This window comes from Kitasatospora sp. MAA4, assembly GCF_029893355.1.
Classification (GTDB): Bacteria; Actinomycetota; Actinomycetes; order Streptomycetales; family Streptomycetaceae; genus Kitasatospora.
In genome coordinates, this window is sequence record NZ_JARZAI010000018.1 from 167592 (window position 1) to 182512 (window position 14921).

Annotated in this window: 13 protein-coding genes; 10 read left to right on the forward strand and 3 right to left on the reverse strand. The window is 70.6% G+C overall.

Annotated elements, in window-relative coordinates:
• Window positions 1-111 precede the first annotated feature (111 nt).
• The 7 genes from P3T37_RS24180 (at window position 112) to P3T37_RS24210 (ending at window position 6770) form a co-directional block, all read left to right on the forward strand.
• Window positions 112-927 (forward strand): helix-turn-helix transcriptional regulator, encoded by an 816-nt coding sequence (locus tag P3T37_RS24180; RefSeq protein WP_280725916.1) that lies wholly within the window; start codon window positions 112-114, stop codon window positions 925-927.
• 91 nt (window positions 928-1018) lie between these two features.
• Window positions 1019-2479: an MFS transporter gene (locus tag P3T37_RS24185; RefSeq protein ID WP_280725917.1), complete on the forward strand. Its 1461-nt coding sequence runs from the start codon at window positions 1019-1021 to the stop codon at window positions 2477-2479.
• A 23-nt stretch (window positions 2480-2502) separates the two neighbouring features.
• Window positions 2503-2877, forward strand: coding sequence for a nuclear transport factor 2 family protein (locus tag P3T37_RS24190; protein ID WP_280725918.1), 375 nt, complete (start codon window positions 2503-2505; stop codon window positions 2875-2877).
• 148 nt (window positions 2878-3025) lie between these two features.
• Entirely contained in the window at window positions 3026-3517 is a 492-nt protein-coding gene (locus P3T37_RS24195; RefSeq protein ID WP_280725919.1) for a nuclear transport factor 2 family protein, read from the forward strand.
• Between the two features lie 21 nt (window positions 3518-3538).
• Window positions 3539-4888 (forward strand): crotonyl-CoA carboxylase/reductase, encoded by a 1350-nt coding sequence (ccrA, locus tag P3T37_RS24200; protein WP_280725920.1) that lies wholly within the window; start codon window positions 3539-3541, stop codon window positions 4886-4888.
• Between the two features lie 8 nt (window positions 4889-4896).
• Complete coding sequence (locus P3T37_RS24205; protein WP_280725936.1) at window positions 4897-5904, forward strand: ketoacyl-ACP synthase III; 1008 nt, start codon at window positions 4897-4899, stop codon at window positions 5902-5904.
• Window positions 5901-6770, forward strand: coding sequence for a 3-hydroxybutyryl-CoA dehydrogenase (locus P3T37_RS24210; protein WP_280725921.1), 870 nt, complete (start codon window positions 5901-5903; stop codon window positions 6768-6770). The genes P3T37_RS24205 and P3T37_RS24210 overlap by 4 nt, the downstream gene beginning before the upstream one ends.
• 56 nt (window positions 6771-6826) lie before the next feature.
• On the opposite strand, the gene P3T37_RS24215 is transcribed toward P3T37_RS24210, so the two are convergent.
• The 3 genes from P3T37_RS24215 to P3T37_RS24225 form a co-directional block, all read right to left on the reverse strand.
• Window positions 6827-7588, reverse strand: a complete 762-nt coding sequence (locus P3T37_RS24215) for an alpha/beta fold hydrolase (RefSeq protein WP_280725922.1) — start codon at window positions 7586-7588, stop codon at window positions 6827-6829.
• An 83-nt stretch (window positions 7589-7671) separates the two neighbouring features.
• The gene (locus tag P3T37_RS24220) at window positions 7672-11535 is read right to left on the reverse strand and encodes a beta-ketoacyl synthase N-terminal-like domain-containing protein (protein WP_280725923.1); all 3864 of its coding nucleotides are present in this window, start codon (window positions 11533-11535) and stop codon (window positions 7672-7674) included.
• A 28-nt stretch (window positions 11536-11563) separates the two neighbouring features.
• On the reverse strand, window positions 11564-11905 hold the full coding sequence (locus P3T37_RS24225) for an acyl carrier protein (RefSeq protein WP_280725924.1): 342 nt from the start codon (window positions 11903-11905) through the stop codon (window positions 11564-11566).
• A 261-nt stretch (window positions 11906-12166) separates the two neighbouring features.
• Here P3T37_RS24225 and P3T37_RS24230 point away from each other — a divergent pair, with 261 nt between their 5' ends.
• The 3 genes from P3T37_RS24230 (at window position 12167) to serS (ending at window position 14796) form a co-directional block, all read left to right on the forward strand.
• Complete coding sequence (locus P3T37_RS24230; RefSeq protein ID WP_280725925.1) at window positions 12167-12598, forward strand: hypothetical protein; 432 nt, start codon at window positions 12167-12169, stop codon at window positions 12596-12598.
• 85 nt (window positions 12599-12683) lie between these two features.
• Complete coding sequence (locus tag P3T37_RS24235) at window positions 12684-13472, forward strand: AfsR/SARP family transcriptional regulator (RefSeq protein WP_280725926.1); 789 nt, start codon at window positions 12684-12686, stop codon at window positions 13470-13472.
• Between the two features lie 88 nt (window positions 13473-13560).
• The gene (gene serS / locus P3T37_RS24240) at window positions 13561-14796 is read left to right on the forward strand and encodes a serine--tRNA ligase (protein WP_280725927.1); all 1236 of its coding nucleotides are present in this window, start codon (window positions 13561-13563) and stop codon (window positions 14794-14796) included.
• Window positions 14797-14921 lie beyond the last annotated feature (125 nt).

Below are 14921 nucleotides of genomic sequence, written 5' to 3' on the forward strand. Positions count from 1 at the left end.
TCCGACCCCGCGACAATCTGACGCTGTGACAGCTCGGCGGCCCGTTCCGGCCGTCGAGCTGCCATACTTGACGGCAGAAGTCGTCTCACTCAGGGGGAGAGAGTGCCGCGGATGACCGTGTCGGAGCCCCGCGTGCAGTCCCAGGTGGGCCCGCTGCTGCGGGAGTGGCGTGAGCGGCGCCGACTGAGCCAGCTCGAACTCGCCCTGCAGGCAGGGGTGTCGGCCCGGCATGTCAGCTTCCTGGAGACCGGCCGGGCCAAGCCCAGCCGGGCCATGGTGCTGCGCCTGGCCGAGCAGCTGGACGTCCCCATGCGCGACCGCAACCCCCTGCTGCTCGCGGCCGGTTACGCCCCCGTGTATGCCGAAACCCCTTTGGCAGAGCCCGTGATGAGCCCGGTGCTCGATGCCGTCCGGCAGATCCTGCACGGCCACGATCCGTACCCCGCGCTGGTCGTCGACGGCGACTGGAACCTGGTCGACACCAACGCCAGCTTCGCGCTGTTCACCGAAGGGGTCTCCGCCGAGCTGCTGGAGCCGCCGGTGAACGCGCTGCGCCTGGTGCTGCACCCGGACGGCATGGCCCCCCGGATCATCAACCACGGTGTGTGGCGCGCGAAGTTGCTGGGCCGACTGCGCCGGCGCGCGGCCGCCGACATCCGGCTGCGGCCGCTCTACGAGGAACTCCTGGAATACCCCTGCGAGCAGGACGAGCCCGAGGTCGACGTGCCGGGGGCGGGAGACATCTGCATCCCGCTGCAACTGCGGCGCGGGGACCTGGAATTGTCGTTCTTCGGCACACTCGCCACGTTCGGCACGCCACGTGACATCACCGTGGCCGAACTGGTCATCGAATCGTTCTTCCCGGCCGACGCGCAGACCGCGGAAGCCGTCCGCGCCATGGGTGGCCACTACCTCGGACGTAATTGACCCTCCTACGTCATGGCGGCCAGATTGGCTGTACCGAGTCCTCGGTCGTTAGGAACCAGGCGGCACAGCCTGATCGATCAGGAGTACCCCCATGACCACGAGTACCAGCCCGGGCACGTCCTCGGGCGCTACGACTCCACAAGCAGCGGCACCGTCGGCGCCGCACTGGGCCGCACTACCGATCGTTCTGGTCGGCGTGTTCCTCAGCGGCCTGGACTTCTTCATCGTCAACGTCGCCATTCCCTCGATGCAGGCCGACCTGCACGCCAGTGAGGCGCAGATCCAGCTGATCGTCGCCAGCTACGCACTGATGTACGGCGTCGGGATGATCACCGGTGGCCGACTGGGCGACCTGTTCGGACGCCGGCGGATGTTCGCGCTGGCGATGACCATCTTCACCATCGCCTCGGCCGCCTGCGGCCTGGCACCCAACCCCGGCGCCCTGCTCGCCTTCCGCATGGTGCAGGGCGCGTCCGCCGCCCTGATGGCGCCGCAGGTCCTGGCCATCTTCACCACCGTCTACATCGGCGAGGCCCGGGCCCGCGCGATCAACTGGTACGGCGCGACCTCCGGCTTCGCGGCGGTGTTCGGCCAGCTGATCGGCGGCATCCTGATCAAGACCAACGTGTTCCACCTGGAGTGGCGCGGCTGCTTCCTGATCAACCTCCCGATCGGCCTGGCCGCGGCGGCGCTCGCGCTGAAGTACGTCCCCGAGTCCAAGGCCCCGGGCCGCCCGAAGCTGGACCTGGTCGGGATGATCCTGGTGACGCTGGCGCTGGCGGCGGTCTGCGTGCCGCTGATCGAGGGCCGGCAGCAGGGCTGGCCGCTGTGGAGCTGGATCTGCCTGGTCGCGGCGGTTCCGCTGTTCGTGATCTTCGCTCGGCAGCAGAACCGGGTCCGTGCCTCCGGGGCCGCGCCCTCGGTCGACTTCAGCCTGTTCCGTGAGCGGGCCTTCACCGCCGGCCTGGTCGCCCAGCTGACCTTCTGGACCAGCATGGCGTCCTACTTCCTGGTCCTGGCGCTCTACCTGCAGAAGGGCCGCGGCCTGGAGCCGCTGAACTCCGGGCTGGTCTTCGGCGGGCTCGGACTCGGCTACATCATCACCTCGCTGACGGCGCGCTTCGTCGCCGCCAAGCTCGGCCGGCAGACCATCGCGCTGGGCTGCGCGATCCGCATCGTCGCCCTGATCCTGCAGATCGTCACCGTCACCCAGATCGGCACCACCGGCAACATCATCTGGCTGGTCCCCGGACTGTTCCTGGACGGCGCCGGGATGGGTCTGGCCGTGGCGCCACTGGCCTCGACCGTGCTCTCCCGGGTCACCCCCAAGAACGCCGGCTCCGCCGCCGGTGTGCTCACCACCGGCCTCCAGGTCGGCAACGGTCTCGGTGTGGCACTGATCGGGCTGATCTTCTACAACGTGCTGGCCCACACCACGGGGGCCGACGCCTACCCGCACGCCTTCACCGCCTGCCTGTACTACGTCCTCGGCATCAGCGTGCTGCTCGGCCTGGTGGTCCAGGCCCTGCCGAAGACCCCGGGCGCCAAGTAAACGAGGAAGAGGAACAACACGACATGAGCGACCTGAACGACCTGAACGCCTTCGCCGAGCGCTACATCGCGGTGTGGAACGAGCCGGACGCGGAGCTGCGCCGCAAGGGCATCGCCGCCCTGTTCGCCGCGGACTCGGTGCACTACACCCCCTCTCAGGAGGTGCGGGGGCACGCCGAGCTGGACGTCCGGATCACCAAGGCCTTCGACACCTGGGTCAGGCCCGGGGAGTACGTCTTCCGGGCCGTCCCCAACGCGAACGGCCACCACAACTCGGTGCGGTTCAACTGGGAGATGGTCCACCTCGCCTCGAAGGAGGCGGTTTCGGTCGGTTTCGACTTCATCGTCCTCGACCAGGACGGCCTGATCAAGAGCGACCACCAGTTCGTCGACCGCTGATCCGATCCACCGAGGGCCGCACGCGATTTCGCGTGCGGCCCTTTTTCGCGTTTCCGGACCCGCCGTCCAGTCAGGGAAGCGTCAGGGGCCCGTCATGGCCCGTTGCGATAGTGGACACACAGTGGCACCAGACAGGAGGCGGAAATCCATGCTCGGACGGAATGCGCTCGTAGAACGCTGGATCGGCCTGTGGAACGAGCCGGACGACAATGTCCGCCGAAAGGCGGTCGAGGACCTGTTCGCCCCCGACGCCGTCTATTCCATGTTCAATCAGGATCCGTTCGTCGGGCACGATGCGATATTCAAGCAAGTGACCATGGCGCACGCCATCTACATTCCCCGGGGATTCCACTTCCGGTCGCAGAACAACGCGCTCGGCCACCACAACCTGGTGCGCTTCGGCTGGGCCATGCTGGGCGTCGCCGACGGCGAGACCGACATGCTCGGCAGCGACGTCCTGGTGCTGGACGAGTCCGGACGCATCACCGCGGACTACCAGTTCCACGACAAGCTCTCCACCATGCCCTACGGCGAGCTGCCCTACGCCGACGAGATGCTGCCGGGGTTCTTCACCCCCGAGGAGATCACCCACTACCGCCAGGTCTTCGACCGCTTCCGGGCCACCCCGCCGCGGATCTGACCCAGAAACAGGAGAATCTCCGTGGACTCTCTGAGTGCAGCCGTGCTGGCCGGCGCCCCGCCCGAGCAGCTGGAGCGGGAGCCGCTCCCGCAGGACTACCTGGCGGCCCACATCCGCGCCGAGGACGTCGGGATGTTCCGGGGCACGGACGACAAGGACGTCCGCAAGTCCCTGCACGTCGGCCGGGTGCCGATGCCGGAACTCGCCCCGGACGAGGTGCTGGTCGCGGTCATGGCCAGCTCGATCAACTACAACACCGTGTGGTCGGCGATGTTCGAGCCCGTCCCCACCTTCGACTTCCTGCGCCGGTACGGCCGCCAGGGGGGCTTCGCCGCCCGCCACGACCTGCCGCACCACGTGGTCGGCTCCGACGCGGCCGGCGTGATCGTCCGAGCCGGGGTCGGCGTGCGCCGCTGGAAGGTGGGCGACCGGGTCGTGGTGAGCCCCGCCCACGTGGACGACCAGGACCCCGCGGCGCACGGCGACGGCATGATGAGCGGCGAGCAGCGCGCCTGGGGCTTCGAGACCAACTTCGGCGCGCTGGCCCACTACACGGTGGCCCGGTCGAGCCAACTCCTGCCCAAGCCCGAGCACTTGACCTGGGAGGAGGCCGCCTCCATCCCGCTCTGCGGCGGCACCGCCTACCGGATGCTGGTCGGTGAGCACGGCGCCCGGATCAAGCAGGGCGACATCGTGCTGATCTGGGGCGCCACCGGCGGCCTGGGTGCCTACGCGGTGCAGCTGGTGAAGAACGGCGGCGGCATTCCGGTCGGCGTCGTCAGTTCGCCGGAGAAGGCCCAACTGCTGCGCGCTCTGGGCTGCGACGTGGTGATCGACCGCGCCGAGCTGGGCCTGGACAGCGCGGACCCGCTGACGCCCGAGCGCACCATCGAGCTGGGCAAGCGCCTGGGTCGGGCGATCCGCGCGGCGGTGGGCGAGGACCCGCACGTCGTCTTCGACTACGTCGGACGGGCCACCTTCGGGCTCTCGGTGTTCGTGGTGCGCCGCGGCGGAGTGGTCGTCACCTGCGGCTCCAGCACCGGGTTCCAGCACGAGTACGACAACCGCTACCTGTGGATGAACCTCAAGCGGATCGTCGGAAGCCACATCGCCAATCTCCAGGAGATGGCCGAGTTCAACCGGCTCGTGCAGCTCGGCCGGATCGTGCCGGCCCTGTCGCAGGTCTACCCGCTCGCCGAGGTCGGTGAGGCCGCCCGGCTCGTGCAGACCAACCGCCACCTCGGCAAGGTCGGCGTGCTCGCCCTCGCCCCCGAACCGGGCCTCGGGGTCAGCGACCCCGCACTGCGGGCCGCGATCGGCGCCAAGCGGCTCGCCCCGCTGCGCCTCACCAGCCCCACCCACGAAAGGTGACCGCGACCATGGCCGACGCCGAGCAGCACGCCTCCGGAATTCTGGGCACCGGCTCCTACCTGCCCAAGCAGGAGATCGACAACACCGAGGTGGCCGCGCGTACCGGCGTCAGCGAGGAGTGGATCGCGCGCAAGACCGAGATCCTCTGCCGGCGCTACGCGGCGCCCGACGAGGCCACCTCGGACCTCGCGGCCCAGGCCGGCGAAGCCGCCCTGGCGCAGGCGGGACTCGCCGCCGAGGAGATCGACTACCTGATCGTCTCCACCTCGACCGGGGACTCGCCGCAACCCCCGACCAGCACACTGGTCCAGCACCTGCTGGGCGCCCGGCGGGCGGCCTGCCTGGACGTCAACGTCGTGTGCAGCGGCTTCGTCTACGCGCTGGCCCTGGCGCACAGTCTGACCAGCACGCACCCGGGGCGGCGGGCCCTGGTGATCGCCGCCGACGTCTACTCGCGGATCCTGGACTTCGACGACCACCGGACCGCGACCCTGCTCGGCGACGGCGCGGGCGCCGCGGTGGTCGGCCCGGTGCCGGCCCCCTACGGCTTCCTCGACTTCGGCCTCTCCAGCCGTGGTGACGCCCACCGGCTGATCCGGGTGGAGGCCGGCGGCAGTCGGCTCCCAGCCTCGCACCAGACGGTGGACGAGGGCGGCCACTTCTTCCGGATGGACGGGCGCGGCGTCAGCGAGTTCGTGATGGAGAACGTGCCGGGTGCCGTGGCCGACCTGGTCGCCGGCGCCGGCGTCCGCCTGGACGAGGTCGACCACCTGGTCCCGCACCAGGCCAACGGGGTGCTGCTGCGACAGCTGGTCGAACTGATCGGCGTGCCCAACGCCCGCACGCACCGCACGCTGGAGCGCTACGGCAACGTCGGCAGCGCCTCCGTCGCGGTCGCGCTGGACGACGCCAACCGCTCCGGCGCGCTGCGGAACGGCGACCTGGTGGTGCTCGCCGGGTTCGGCGGGGGCATGGCGATCGGCACCGGCCTGCTGCGCTGGGGAGTTGCGGCATGAGCGCGCCGGCGGGGATCCACCGGGTCGGCGTGGTCGGCTGCGGCGCGATGGGCTCCGGCATCGCCGAGGTCTGCGCGGGCGCCGGGCTCGACGTCCGGGTGGCGGTCCGGACGCCCGACGCGCTGGAGGCGGGCCGGGGCCGGCTGCTGCGCTCACTCGACCGGTCCGTGCGTAAGGGACGGCTCTCGGAGCAGCAGCGTGGCGCCCTGCTGGCCCGGGTGGAGTTCAGCACGGACCTGGCCGACCTGGCCGACCGCCAGCTGGTGGTCGAGGCGATCCGCGAACAGGAGGAGGACAAGGTCCAACTCTTCGCCCAGCTCGACAAACTGGTCACCGCGGACGACGCGATCCTGGCCTCCAACACCTCCTCCGTCCCCATCGTCCGGCTCGCGCTGGCCACCGGCCGCCCCGGCCAGGTGCTCGGTCTGCACTTCTTCAGTCCCGTCCCGGCGATGCCGCTGGTGGAACTGATCGGCTCGCCCTTCACCGGAGCCGAGGCCCACGAGCGGGCGCGGCTGTTCGTCGGCGAGGTGCTCGGCAAGACGGCGATCCTCAGCCCCGACCGGACCGGCTTCGTGGTGAACGCGCTGCTGATCCCCTACCTCCTGAACGCGATCCGGATGGTGCAGTCGGGACTGGTGTCGGCCGAGACGGTCGACCAGGGCATGGTGCTGGGCTGCTCGCACCCGGTCGGGCCGCTCAAGCTGGCCGACCTGATCGGCCTGGACGTGGTGGCCCAGATCGCCGCGGCGCTGCACGACGAGTTCGGCGAGCCGCAGTACGCGGCGCCCGACCTGCTCTCCCGGATGGTCGCGGGCGGCCTGCTCGGCCGGAAGTCGGGACGCGGCTTCTACGCCCACCCCTGACGTGCGACAGGCGCAGGCCCGGTCCCCCGCGCGGGGGACCGGGCCTGCGGCGGTTCTCAGCGCCCCGCGTGCCGGCGCAGCAGCTGGGCGAGGTCCATGGCGATGGCCGGGGCCTCCCGGTCCAGGAAGAAGTGCCCGCCGGGGAAGACCCGGCCCCCCAGGTAGGCCTCCGTCCGCGCGGCCCAGGAGGCCAGCGCGTCGGGGGCCATCAGCGGGTCGCTCGCGCCGGCGTAGCCGGCCAGCGGGGCGCGGATGACGCCGCGGTCGTCCCGGTAGCCCTCGCAGAGGCTGATGTCCGCGCGCATCGCCGGGACGGCCAGCGCCAACCAGTCCGCGTCCGCGCCGACGGCGTCCGGCGGCAGTGCGCCCAAGGCCGCCAGTTCGGCGACCAGTTCGGCGTCGGTCAGCTCCGCGTGGTGACGCGCCGGCATGGTGAACTCCTCGGGCGCCCAGCCGGCCGCGCCCACCACCGAGGGGCCGGGCAGGCCCGACCGCTCCAGGCGTACGGCCAGCCGGTACGCGATCAGCGCGCCCATGGAATGCCCGAAGAAGCCGAAGGGACGTCCGTCGTCCTCGGCCGCGACCAGCTCGGCCAAGGCGTCCAGCAGCGGATCCAGCTCGGTGAACAGGTCTTCGTCAAACCTCTCCTGACGACCCGTCAACTGAACGCACTGCACCGCGATGTCGGACGGAAAAAGCCGCGGCCACGCGTGGTACATCGACGCGCCGCCTCCGGCGCAGTGGAACAGGAACAGCCGGAGCGGAGCCTCGACCGAGGCCGTCTCCGGCTGGAGCCAACCGCTGAGCGGCGCAGGCATGGGATGGACCTCCTTGGACGGATGCCCGGACGGCCGTGGGGCGTCGTCCGGGCATCCGATCGGTTGGGCGGGGGTGGACTCGGTCAGGCGACGGGCTCCGGACTGAGCCGCCGGTCCAGGAACTCGGCCAGCAGCTCGACAGACGGGTGCTGGAGCACCGAGGCGGCCGGCAGGCCCAGTCCGAGCGCGCCCTCGATGCGGGCCCTGAGCTGGGTCGCCAGCAGGGAGTTGAGCCCCAGCTGGATGAAGCGGGTGCTGCGCTCCACCGAGTCGGCGTCGTCGATCTCGATGACCTCGGCCAGCAGCGTGCGGACGAGCGTCTCCAGCGCGTCCAGCCGCTGCCGGCGGGGGCCGGCGAGCAGACCCTCGATCTCGGCCTCGTCCAGCGCGCCGGCCTCACCCGCCGCCGCCGCGGTCTCCGGGAGCCGGGCGAAGGCCAGCCCCTCCAGTTCGAAGACCGGCTGCTCACCCTCCAGCAGCAGCAGCGCCGCCGTGAACTCGGCGTCGGGCCGGTCCCCGGGCCCGATCCGCAGCACCGCGCGCAGGGTGTCCGCCTTGGGCTTCTTGAACAGGCGGAATCCCGCACAGCGCACCGCCACGTACCCGGTGGTGCCGTCGACCACCGCCGCGAGGGTGTGGGTCGCGGCGTCCATCAGCGTCGGCGGCAGATGCCCGACGGCATCGGCCGGCACCCCGGCCACCTCGCCGACGACCAGGTCCGCGCCGACCCGGCCGGCCCAGCGCAGCTGCCGGAACCGCGGACCGTAGTCCAGGCCCAGGCTGCGGTAGACGGCGTAGACGGCGTCGGCGTCCAGGCGCTGCTCGGGCTCCAGCGCGGCGGCGGCGCGCAGCTCCGGCGCGCAGTCGTCCTCGCCCCGACGCGGGCCGAAGCGGGCCGTGAGCAGCACCCGTTCACCCTCCGCACCGCGGTGGGCGATCTCGACCGCGTCCCCCTCGGCGAGGCGGATCCGCAGTTCGACGGCGGCGTCGCCGGACAGGAACAGGGTCTCGTGGAACACCAGCTCCTCGACGGCGCGCCGGGTCTCCCCGTACACGGCGTCCTGGAGTGCGAGCAGGGTCTCCAGATAGCCGGCCACCGGGTAGAACGACCGGCCGCCCACGGTGTGTTCGGCGAGGTACGCCGGGTGGTGGGCGCTGATCCGGGTGCTGAACTCGCGCAGCGTGCCCTGCCCGGTGAGCGCCACCTCCTCGCCGAGCAGCGGGTGCACCGCCCGCTGCGCCCCGAGGCCGGCGACCTGCCGGTGCCGGGTGGCGTCGTTGGGCAGCCAGTAGCGCTTGCGGTCGAAGGCGTAGTGCGGCAGCACGGCGGCGGCTCGCTCGCGCCCGGTGTGCACCGCACGCCAGTTGACCGGCAGCCCGGTGAGGTAGAGCTCGGCCAGCGCCTGGCGGATCGTGTCGGCCTCGGCGTCCTCCGGGTGCGCGCTCACCAGCCAGGCGTTCTTCTGGGCGGCGACGCACTGCGCGGCCGGCGTGGTCAGTGCGCTGGAGGGTCCGATCTCGATGAACACGTGGCGGCCGCGACGCTCGATCGCGCGCATGCCGTCCGCGAAGTTCAGGGTCTCGCACAGGTGCCGGATCCAGTAGTCGGGCGTGGAGAGTTCGCTCGGCCGGGCGACCTGCCCGGTGACGTTGGAGACCAGCGTGAACTCCGGCTCCCGGAAGGTGATCTCCCGCAGCACCGCTCGCAGCGGCTCGGCGATCTCGGCCATCAGCGAGGAGTGCGAGGCGACCGGCACGTTCAGCTCGGTCACCTGGTAGCCGCGCTCGCGCAGGTCGGCACAGGCGCGGTCCAGCGACTCGCGTCCGCCGGACAGCACGCACTGCCCGGGCGAGTTCACCGCACCGATGCCCAGGTCCTGGTAGGGCGCGAGCAGCGGTTCGATCTCCGACGCCTCGGCGGCCACGGCCGCCATGCCGCCGGGCACGGTCAGCGTGGCCAGCAGCGCGCCGCGCGCCGCCATCAGCCTGGCGGCGTCCGGCACGTCGAACAGCCCGGCCACCGTCGCGGCGATCAACTCGCCCGTGCTGTGGCCGATCAGCACACTCGGCCGCACGCCCCAGGAGAGCCACAGCCGGGCCAGCGCGTACTCGAAGGTGAACATCAGCGGCTGGTTGTAGCGCAGATCGTGGAAGGTCCCGGGGTCCGCGCCCCGGTCGATCAGCAGCTCCCGGATCGAGAGGCCGACCAGCGGCTCGAAGATCCGGTCGCAGGCGTCCACCTGCTCCCGGAAGACCGGGAACTGCGCGTAGAGAGCGCTGCCCATCCCGGGCTGCTGCGCACCGGAGCCGGAGAACAGGAAGGCCGTCCTGCGCAGCTCCCCGGAGCGCGGACCGTCCTGGTCCGCCCGAGCCAGCTCGCGTTCCAGCAGTGCGGAGAGCTCGGCCCGGTCGTGCACCACGCCGGCCACCCGGTACGGGAAGTGCGCGCGGCCCACGTTGCCGGTGTAGCAGAGGTCCGCGGTGTCCGCCTCCGGATGGGCGGCCAGGAACTCCTGGTAGCGCCGCAGTTGGAGCTTGAGAGCACGGCGGCTCTTCGCCGAGACGGTGAAGACCTGCGACTCGGCCGCCGACCTCCTGGGCTCCTCACCGGCGGTCGGCGCCTGCTCCAGCACCGCCGCGCCGATCGCGCCCGCGAAGCCGAAGCCGTTGATCACCGCGCGACGCACCGGCACGTCCCACTTCTTGCCGCCCTGCGCCAGTTCGACCGGGTAGCTGTCCCACGGGATGCGCCGCGACGGGGTGTTCACCAGGTGCGGGAAGAAGCTGCCGGCCCGCATCTGCAGCACGGTCTTCACCACGCCACCGATCCCGGCAGCGGGTTCCATGTGACCGAGGTTGGTCTTGAGCGAGCCCACGACCACCGGGTTCTCCTTGGAGTGCGAAGCGCCGAACACCCCGTTGATGGTTCCCATCTCGATGGGATCGCCCAGCGGGGTGCCGGTGCCGTGTGCCTCCACGTACTGGATGTCGCCCGACGTCAGTTGCGCGTTGGCCAGCGCCGACCGGATGACGATCTCCTGCGCGGCGCCGTTCGGGGCGGTCAGACCGGCGCTCTCGCCGTCCTGGCCGATCGCGGTGCCGCGGACCAGCGCCAGCACGGTGTCGCCGTCGCGCTGGGCGTCGGAGAGCCGCTTGAGCACCAGGACCCCGCAGCCCTCCGCGCGGGCGTAGCCGTCCGCGGCGTCGTCGAAGGTCTTGCAGTGGCCGTCGGCCGCGAACACCTCGCCCTGCGAGAACATCACCCAGATCTTGGGGTGGTGCAGGCAGTTGACCGCGCCCGCCAGCGCGATGTCGCACTCCTGGCGGCGCAGCCCCTGGACGGCCAGGTGCAGCGCGGTGAGCGAGGAGGCGCAGGCGGTGTCCGTGCTCAGGCTCGGCCCGCGCCAGCCGAGGAAGTAGGAGAGCCGGCCGGAGAGCGGGTAGATGGTGATGCCGTTGGAGAGCGCCGGGTCCAGTTCCTCGTACGGCAGCGAGTCCAGCTCGAAGGCGTAGTCGATGGAGCTGGCACCGATGTACACGCCGCCGTTGCCGTGCCGCAGCGTGTGGGGATCGATGTTCGCGCTCTCCAGCGCCTGCCAGGCCGTCTCCAGCAGGATGCGCTGCTGAGGGTCGATGTAGTGCGCCTCCTTGGGCGCGATGTTGAAGAAGCCCGGGTCGAACTGGTCGATGCCTTCGAGGAATCCCGCCGCGGGCGCGCGGATCTTGCCGGGCGACGCCTCGTCGCCCGGCTCCGGGAGGAACGCACTCAGATCCCAGCGGTCGGTGGGCAGCGGAACGATGCCGTCGCCGCCTGCCGCGAGGAACTCCTCGAATCCTTCGAGGGTGTTGTTGCCGCCCGGGAATCGCAGTCCCATGCCGACGATGGCAATGGGTTCGTGCTTTTCCTGGAGCAGCCGACGGATTGTCCGGTCTTGCTCGTCAGTCATGGAGCAGTTCCCTTCTCGCGGATTCGGCTCATCCCTGATGGGTGAAGAGCTCGGGGAAGACCTCGGACGCGAGGTGGTCGAGGAGCTGCTCCACCGTCGGGCTGCTGAAGAGCAGGTTCGTGCTCAGCGGGCAGCCCAGCAGCTCCTCCAGCCGCTGCTTCACCTCGGTGATCCGCAGCGAGGTGAACCCGAGGTCGAAGTAACTTGTGCCGAGCGGGAGTTCCTCATCCTCCGACATGAGCAGAGTGGCCTTGAACTCCGCGGCGACAAGGGCCTCCAGAGCATCCCGGCGTTCCGACCGGGGGAGTTCCAGCAGGTCCTGAATCGCAGCGGTGAGGTCAGGGCCGATCGGCGACGATATGGCAGCCACGGGCGCCTCCGGGGGCGATGGAATTTCGATTTCCTGGCAGATTCACACCTCCGGACGAGTCAAGCAGCGGCTACTGACGTTGCGCTGACGCGCTTCTGACTCAGCGTCACCTATCTGCGAGGTAATCGACAGCCGCATCCGTGACTGCGACACTGCGACCCGACGAGGGACGAGGAGGGGCAGGCAGTGGATTCCAGCCGTCTCGCTGGCGCATATCGGCCGTTGCTGAGCGCGGCACGGGCTGTGGCCGAGAGGGCCGGTATGAATGACCTGAGTGTCGAGGTGTCCTGGCTGCTCTGCCACCTCGCCCTCTACGACGTCGACCTCACCCTGGCCGCAAGAAACGTCGCAAAAGGGGCCCCCGCGGTGGTGGACAACGCCACCGCCGTGTGCGCGGACCTCATCGGCTCCCTGGTCGCGGCGAACAGCCCGTCCCAACTGGTCGACCTGGTGGCCGCAAACGCCGCCGAACTGGCCGCGGCCCTTGAGACGATCTCCGAGGACCCGCCGGACGCGGCGGTACGGGTGCGCCTGTACAGCCGCAGCGGCAGGCAGTTGTTCGACGAGTGGCTCGACTGGCGCGACCTGATCGAGGTCCGCGTCACCGAGCACCTACCCCGCCACACCGAGTACCTGGTGCGCCTGGCCGAGTCGGTGGGAGCCGCCGGAGAGGGCCACCGATTCCCTGGTTAACGCTCCCGGTCGGCGCGCCCGCACGCTCGGAACAGCTGCGCTCGGAACAACTGCGCTCAGACCCTCTACAGATCGGAAGACGACGATGTTGGAGTTCCATCTGCTCGGTCCGCTCGAACTGTCCGTGTCGGGAGCCCGCCACCCCGTCCAGGGCGTCACCCAGAAGGTCCTGCTGCTCGCCCTGCTCCTGAGCGCCAACCACAAGGTCCAGGCGGACACTCTGAGATACGAACTCTGGGGCGAGTCCTGGTCGGACAGTCCCGACAACGCCCTGCACGCCCACGTCAGCCGGCTCCGCAGACGGCTGGAACGGGCCGAACCCGAGCGGGACACCCCGCGGCTGGTGGCCGACCGCACCGGCTACCAGCTCCTCGTCGAGGACGACGAGATCGACGGACGCCGCTTCCACGCCACCCTGACGACGCTGCGTCAGCAACGCGCCGTGTTGAGCCCGCAGGCCCTGGTCTGCGCCCTGCGTGAGGCACTGTCCAGCTGGCACGGCCCGGTGTTCGGCGGCGTCCTGGGCGGCCCGATCTGCTCGATCGCCGGCCGCGGCTTCGAGGAGGACCGTCAGGAGGCGCTGGAGATGCTCTTCGACGCGGAGCTGCGTCGCGGCAACCACACCCTGGTCGTCGCCGAGTTGGGGCCGCTGCTCACGAAGTACTCGCCGCTGCTGGAGAGCTTCACCGAGCAGATGATGATCGCGCTCTACCGCTCCGGCCGGCAGGTCGAGGCGCTGCAGGTCTACCGGCACACCGTGGGCCTGCTGCTCACCCACGGCGATCAGCCCGGCGTCCGGCTGAAGCGCTGCGAACTGGCGATCCTCAACCAGCACCCCGCCCTGGACCGCGCGACCGCCGACCACGCGGCCTGAGCCGTCAGAGACACGTCAGCGCCGGGCCATCGGAGCACGGCAGTGTGCGCCATGACGCCCCCTCCGGAACGAAATGGAGCTGACTCAGGTGATCGATCTCAAGGCCGCGCGCCAGGACCCGGCCCGCTTCCGCGCCGCCCTCGCCCGCAGGGGCGCGGCGGACGCCTTCGACGCCCTGCTCGCGGCGGACACGGTCTGGCGCGAACTGACCGATCAGGTGGACCGGCTGCGCGCCCGGAACAAGCCGAAGGGCTCCCCCACCGCCGAGCAGATCGAGCAGTTCAAACAGCACAAGGAACAGCTCAGGAGCGCCGAGGAGAACCTCGCCAAGGCAGCCGACGAACGGCAGAACCTGCTGGACCGGCTCCCCAACCTGCCGCACCCCACCGCCCCCGACGGCGGCGAGGACGAGGGCGAGGTGCTGCGCACCTGGGGCGAGATCCGCCCGCTCGGCTTCACCCCCAGGGACCACCTGGAACTGGAGTCCCGGGCCGGCTGGGTGGACATGAAGCGCGGCACCCGGCTGTCCGGCTCCCGCTTCGCCTACCGCGTGGGCGATGTCGCCCTGGCCGAGACCGCGCTCTACCGCTTCGCCCTCGACCGCATCATCGCCAAGGGCTTCACGTACCTGCTGCCGCCCGTACTGGTCAACGAACGCGCCATGTACGGCACCGGCTACCTGCCCAACGAGGAGAGCAACCTCTACCGCCTGGACGAGAAGGACGAGCTCTACCTCAGCGGCACCTCCGAGGTCGCGCTCGGCGGCTTCCACATGGGCGAGCGCCTGGAGGAGTCGCAGCTGCCCGCCCGGTACACCGCGTTCTCCACCAACTTCCGCCGCGAGGCCGGCTCCGCCGGCAAGGACACCCGCGGCATGTTCCGCGTCCACCAGTTCGACAAGGTGGAGATGTTCGTGTTCTGCCTGCCGGAGCAGTCCGAACGGATCCACGAGGAGATCCTCGCGATCGAGGAGGAGATCATCCAGGCCCTCGGACTCCCCTACCGCGTGGTCAACATCGCAATCGGCGACCTGGGCAACCCCGCCGCCAAGAAGTACGACATCGAGGCCTGGTTCCCCGCCCAGCAGCGCTACCGCGAGGTCACCTCCTGCTCCAGCACCACCGACTACCAGGCCCGCCGCCTCAACACCCGCGTGCGCCGCGAGGCCGGCACCGAGTTCGTCCACACCGTCAACGGCACCGGCATCACCGCCCGGGCCCTGCTCGCCGTCATGGAGAACTTCCAGGACGAACACGGCACAGTCACCGTCCCCGAACCCCTCCAGACCCACGGAGCCCCACCCCACCTGGGCCGCACCCGCTGAGCGCCCCGGAACAGCAGAAGGCCCAGGTCACCCTTGGGTTCTAACGGTCCTCGCAACACCCGTGATCGATGGGAGTTGCGGGGACCGTGGGCGTTGAGCGTGGTGGTCTCGCAGGATTGAGGGAG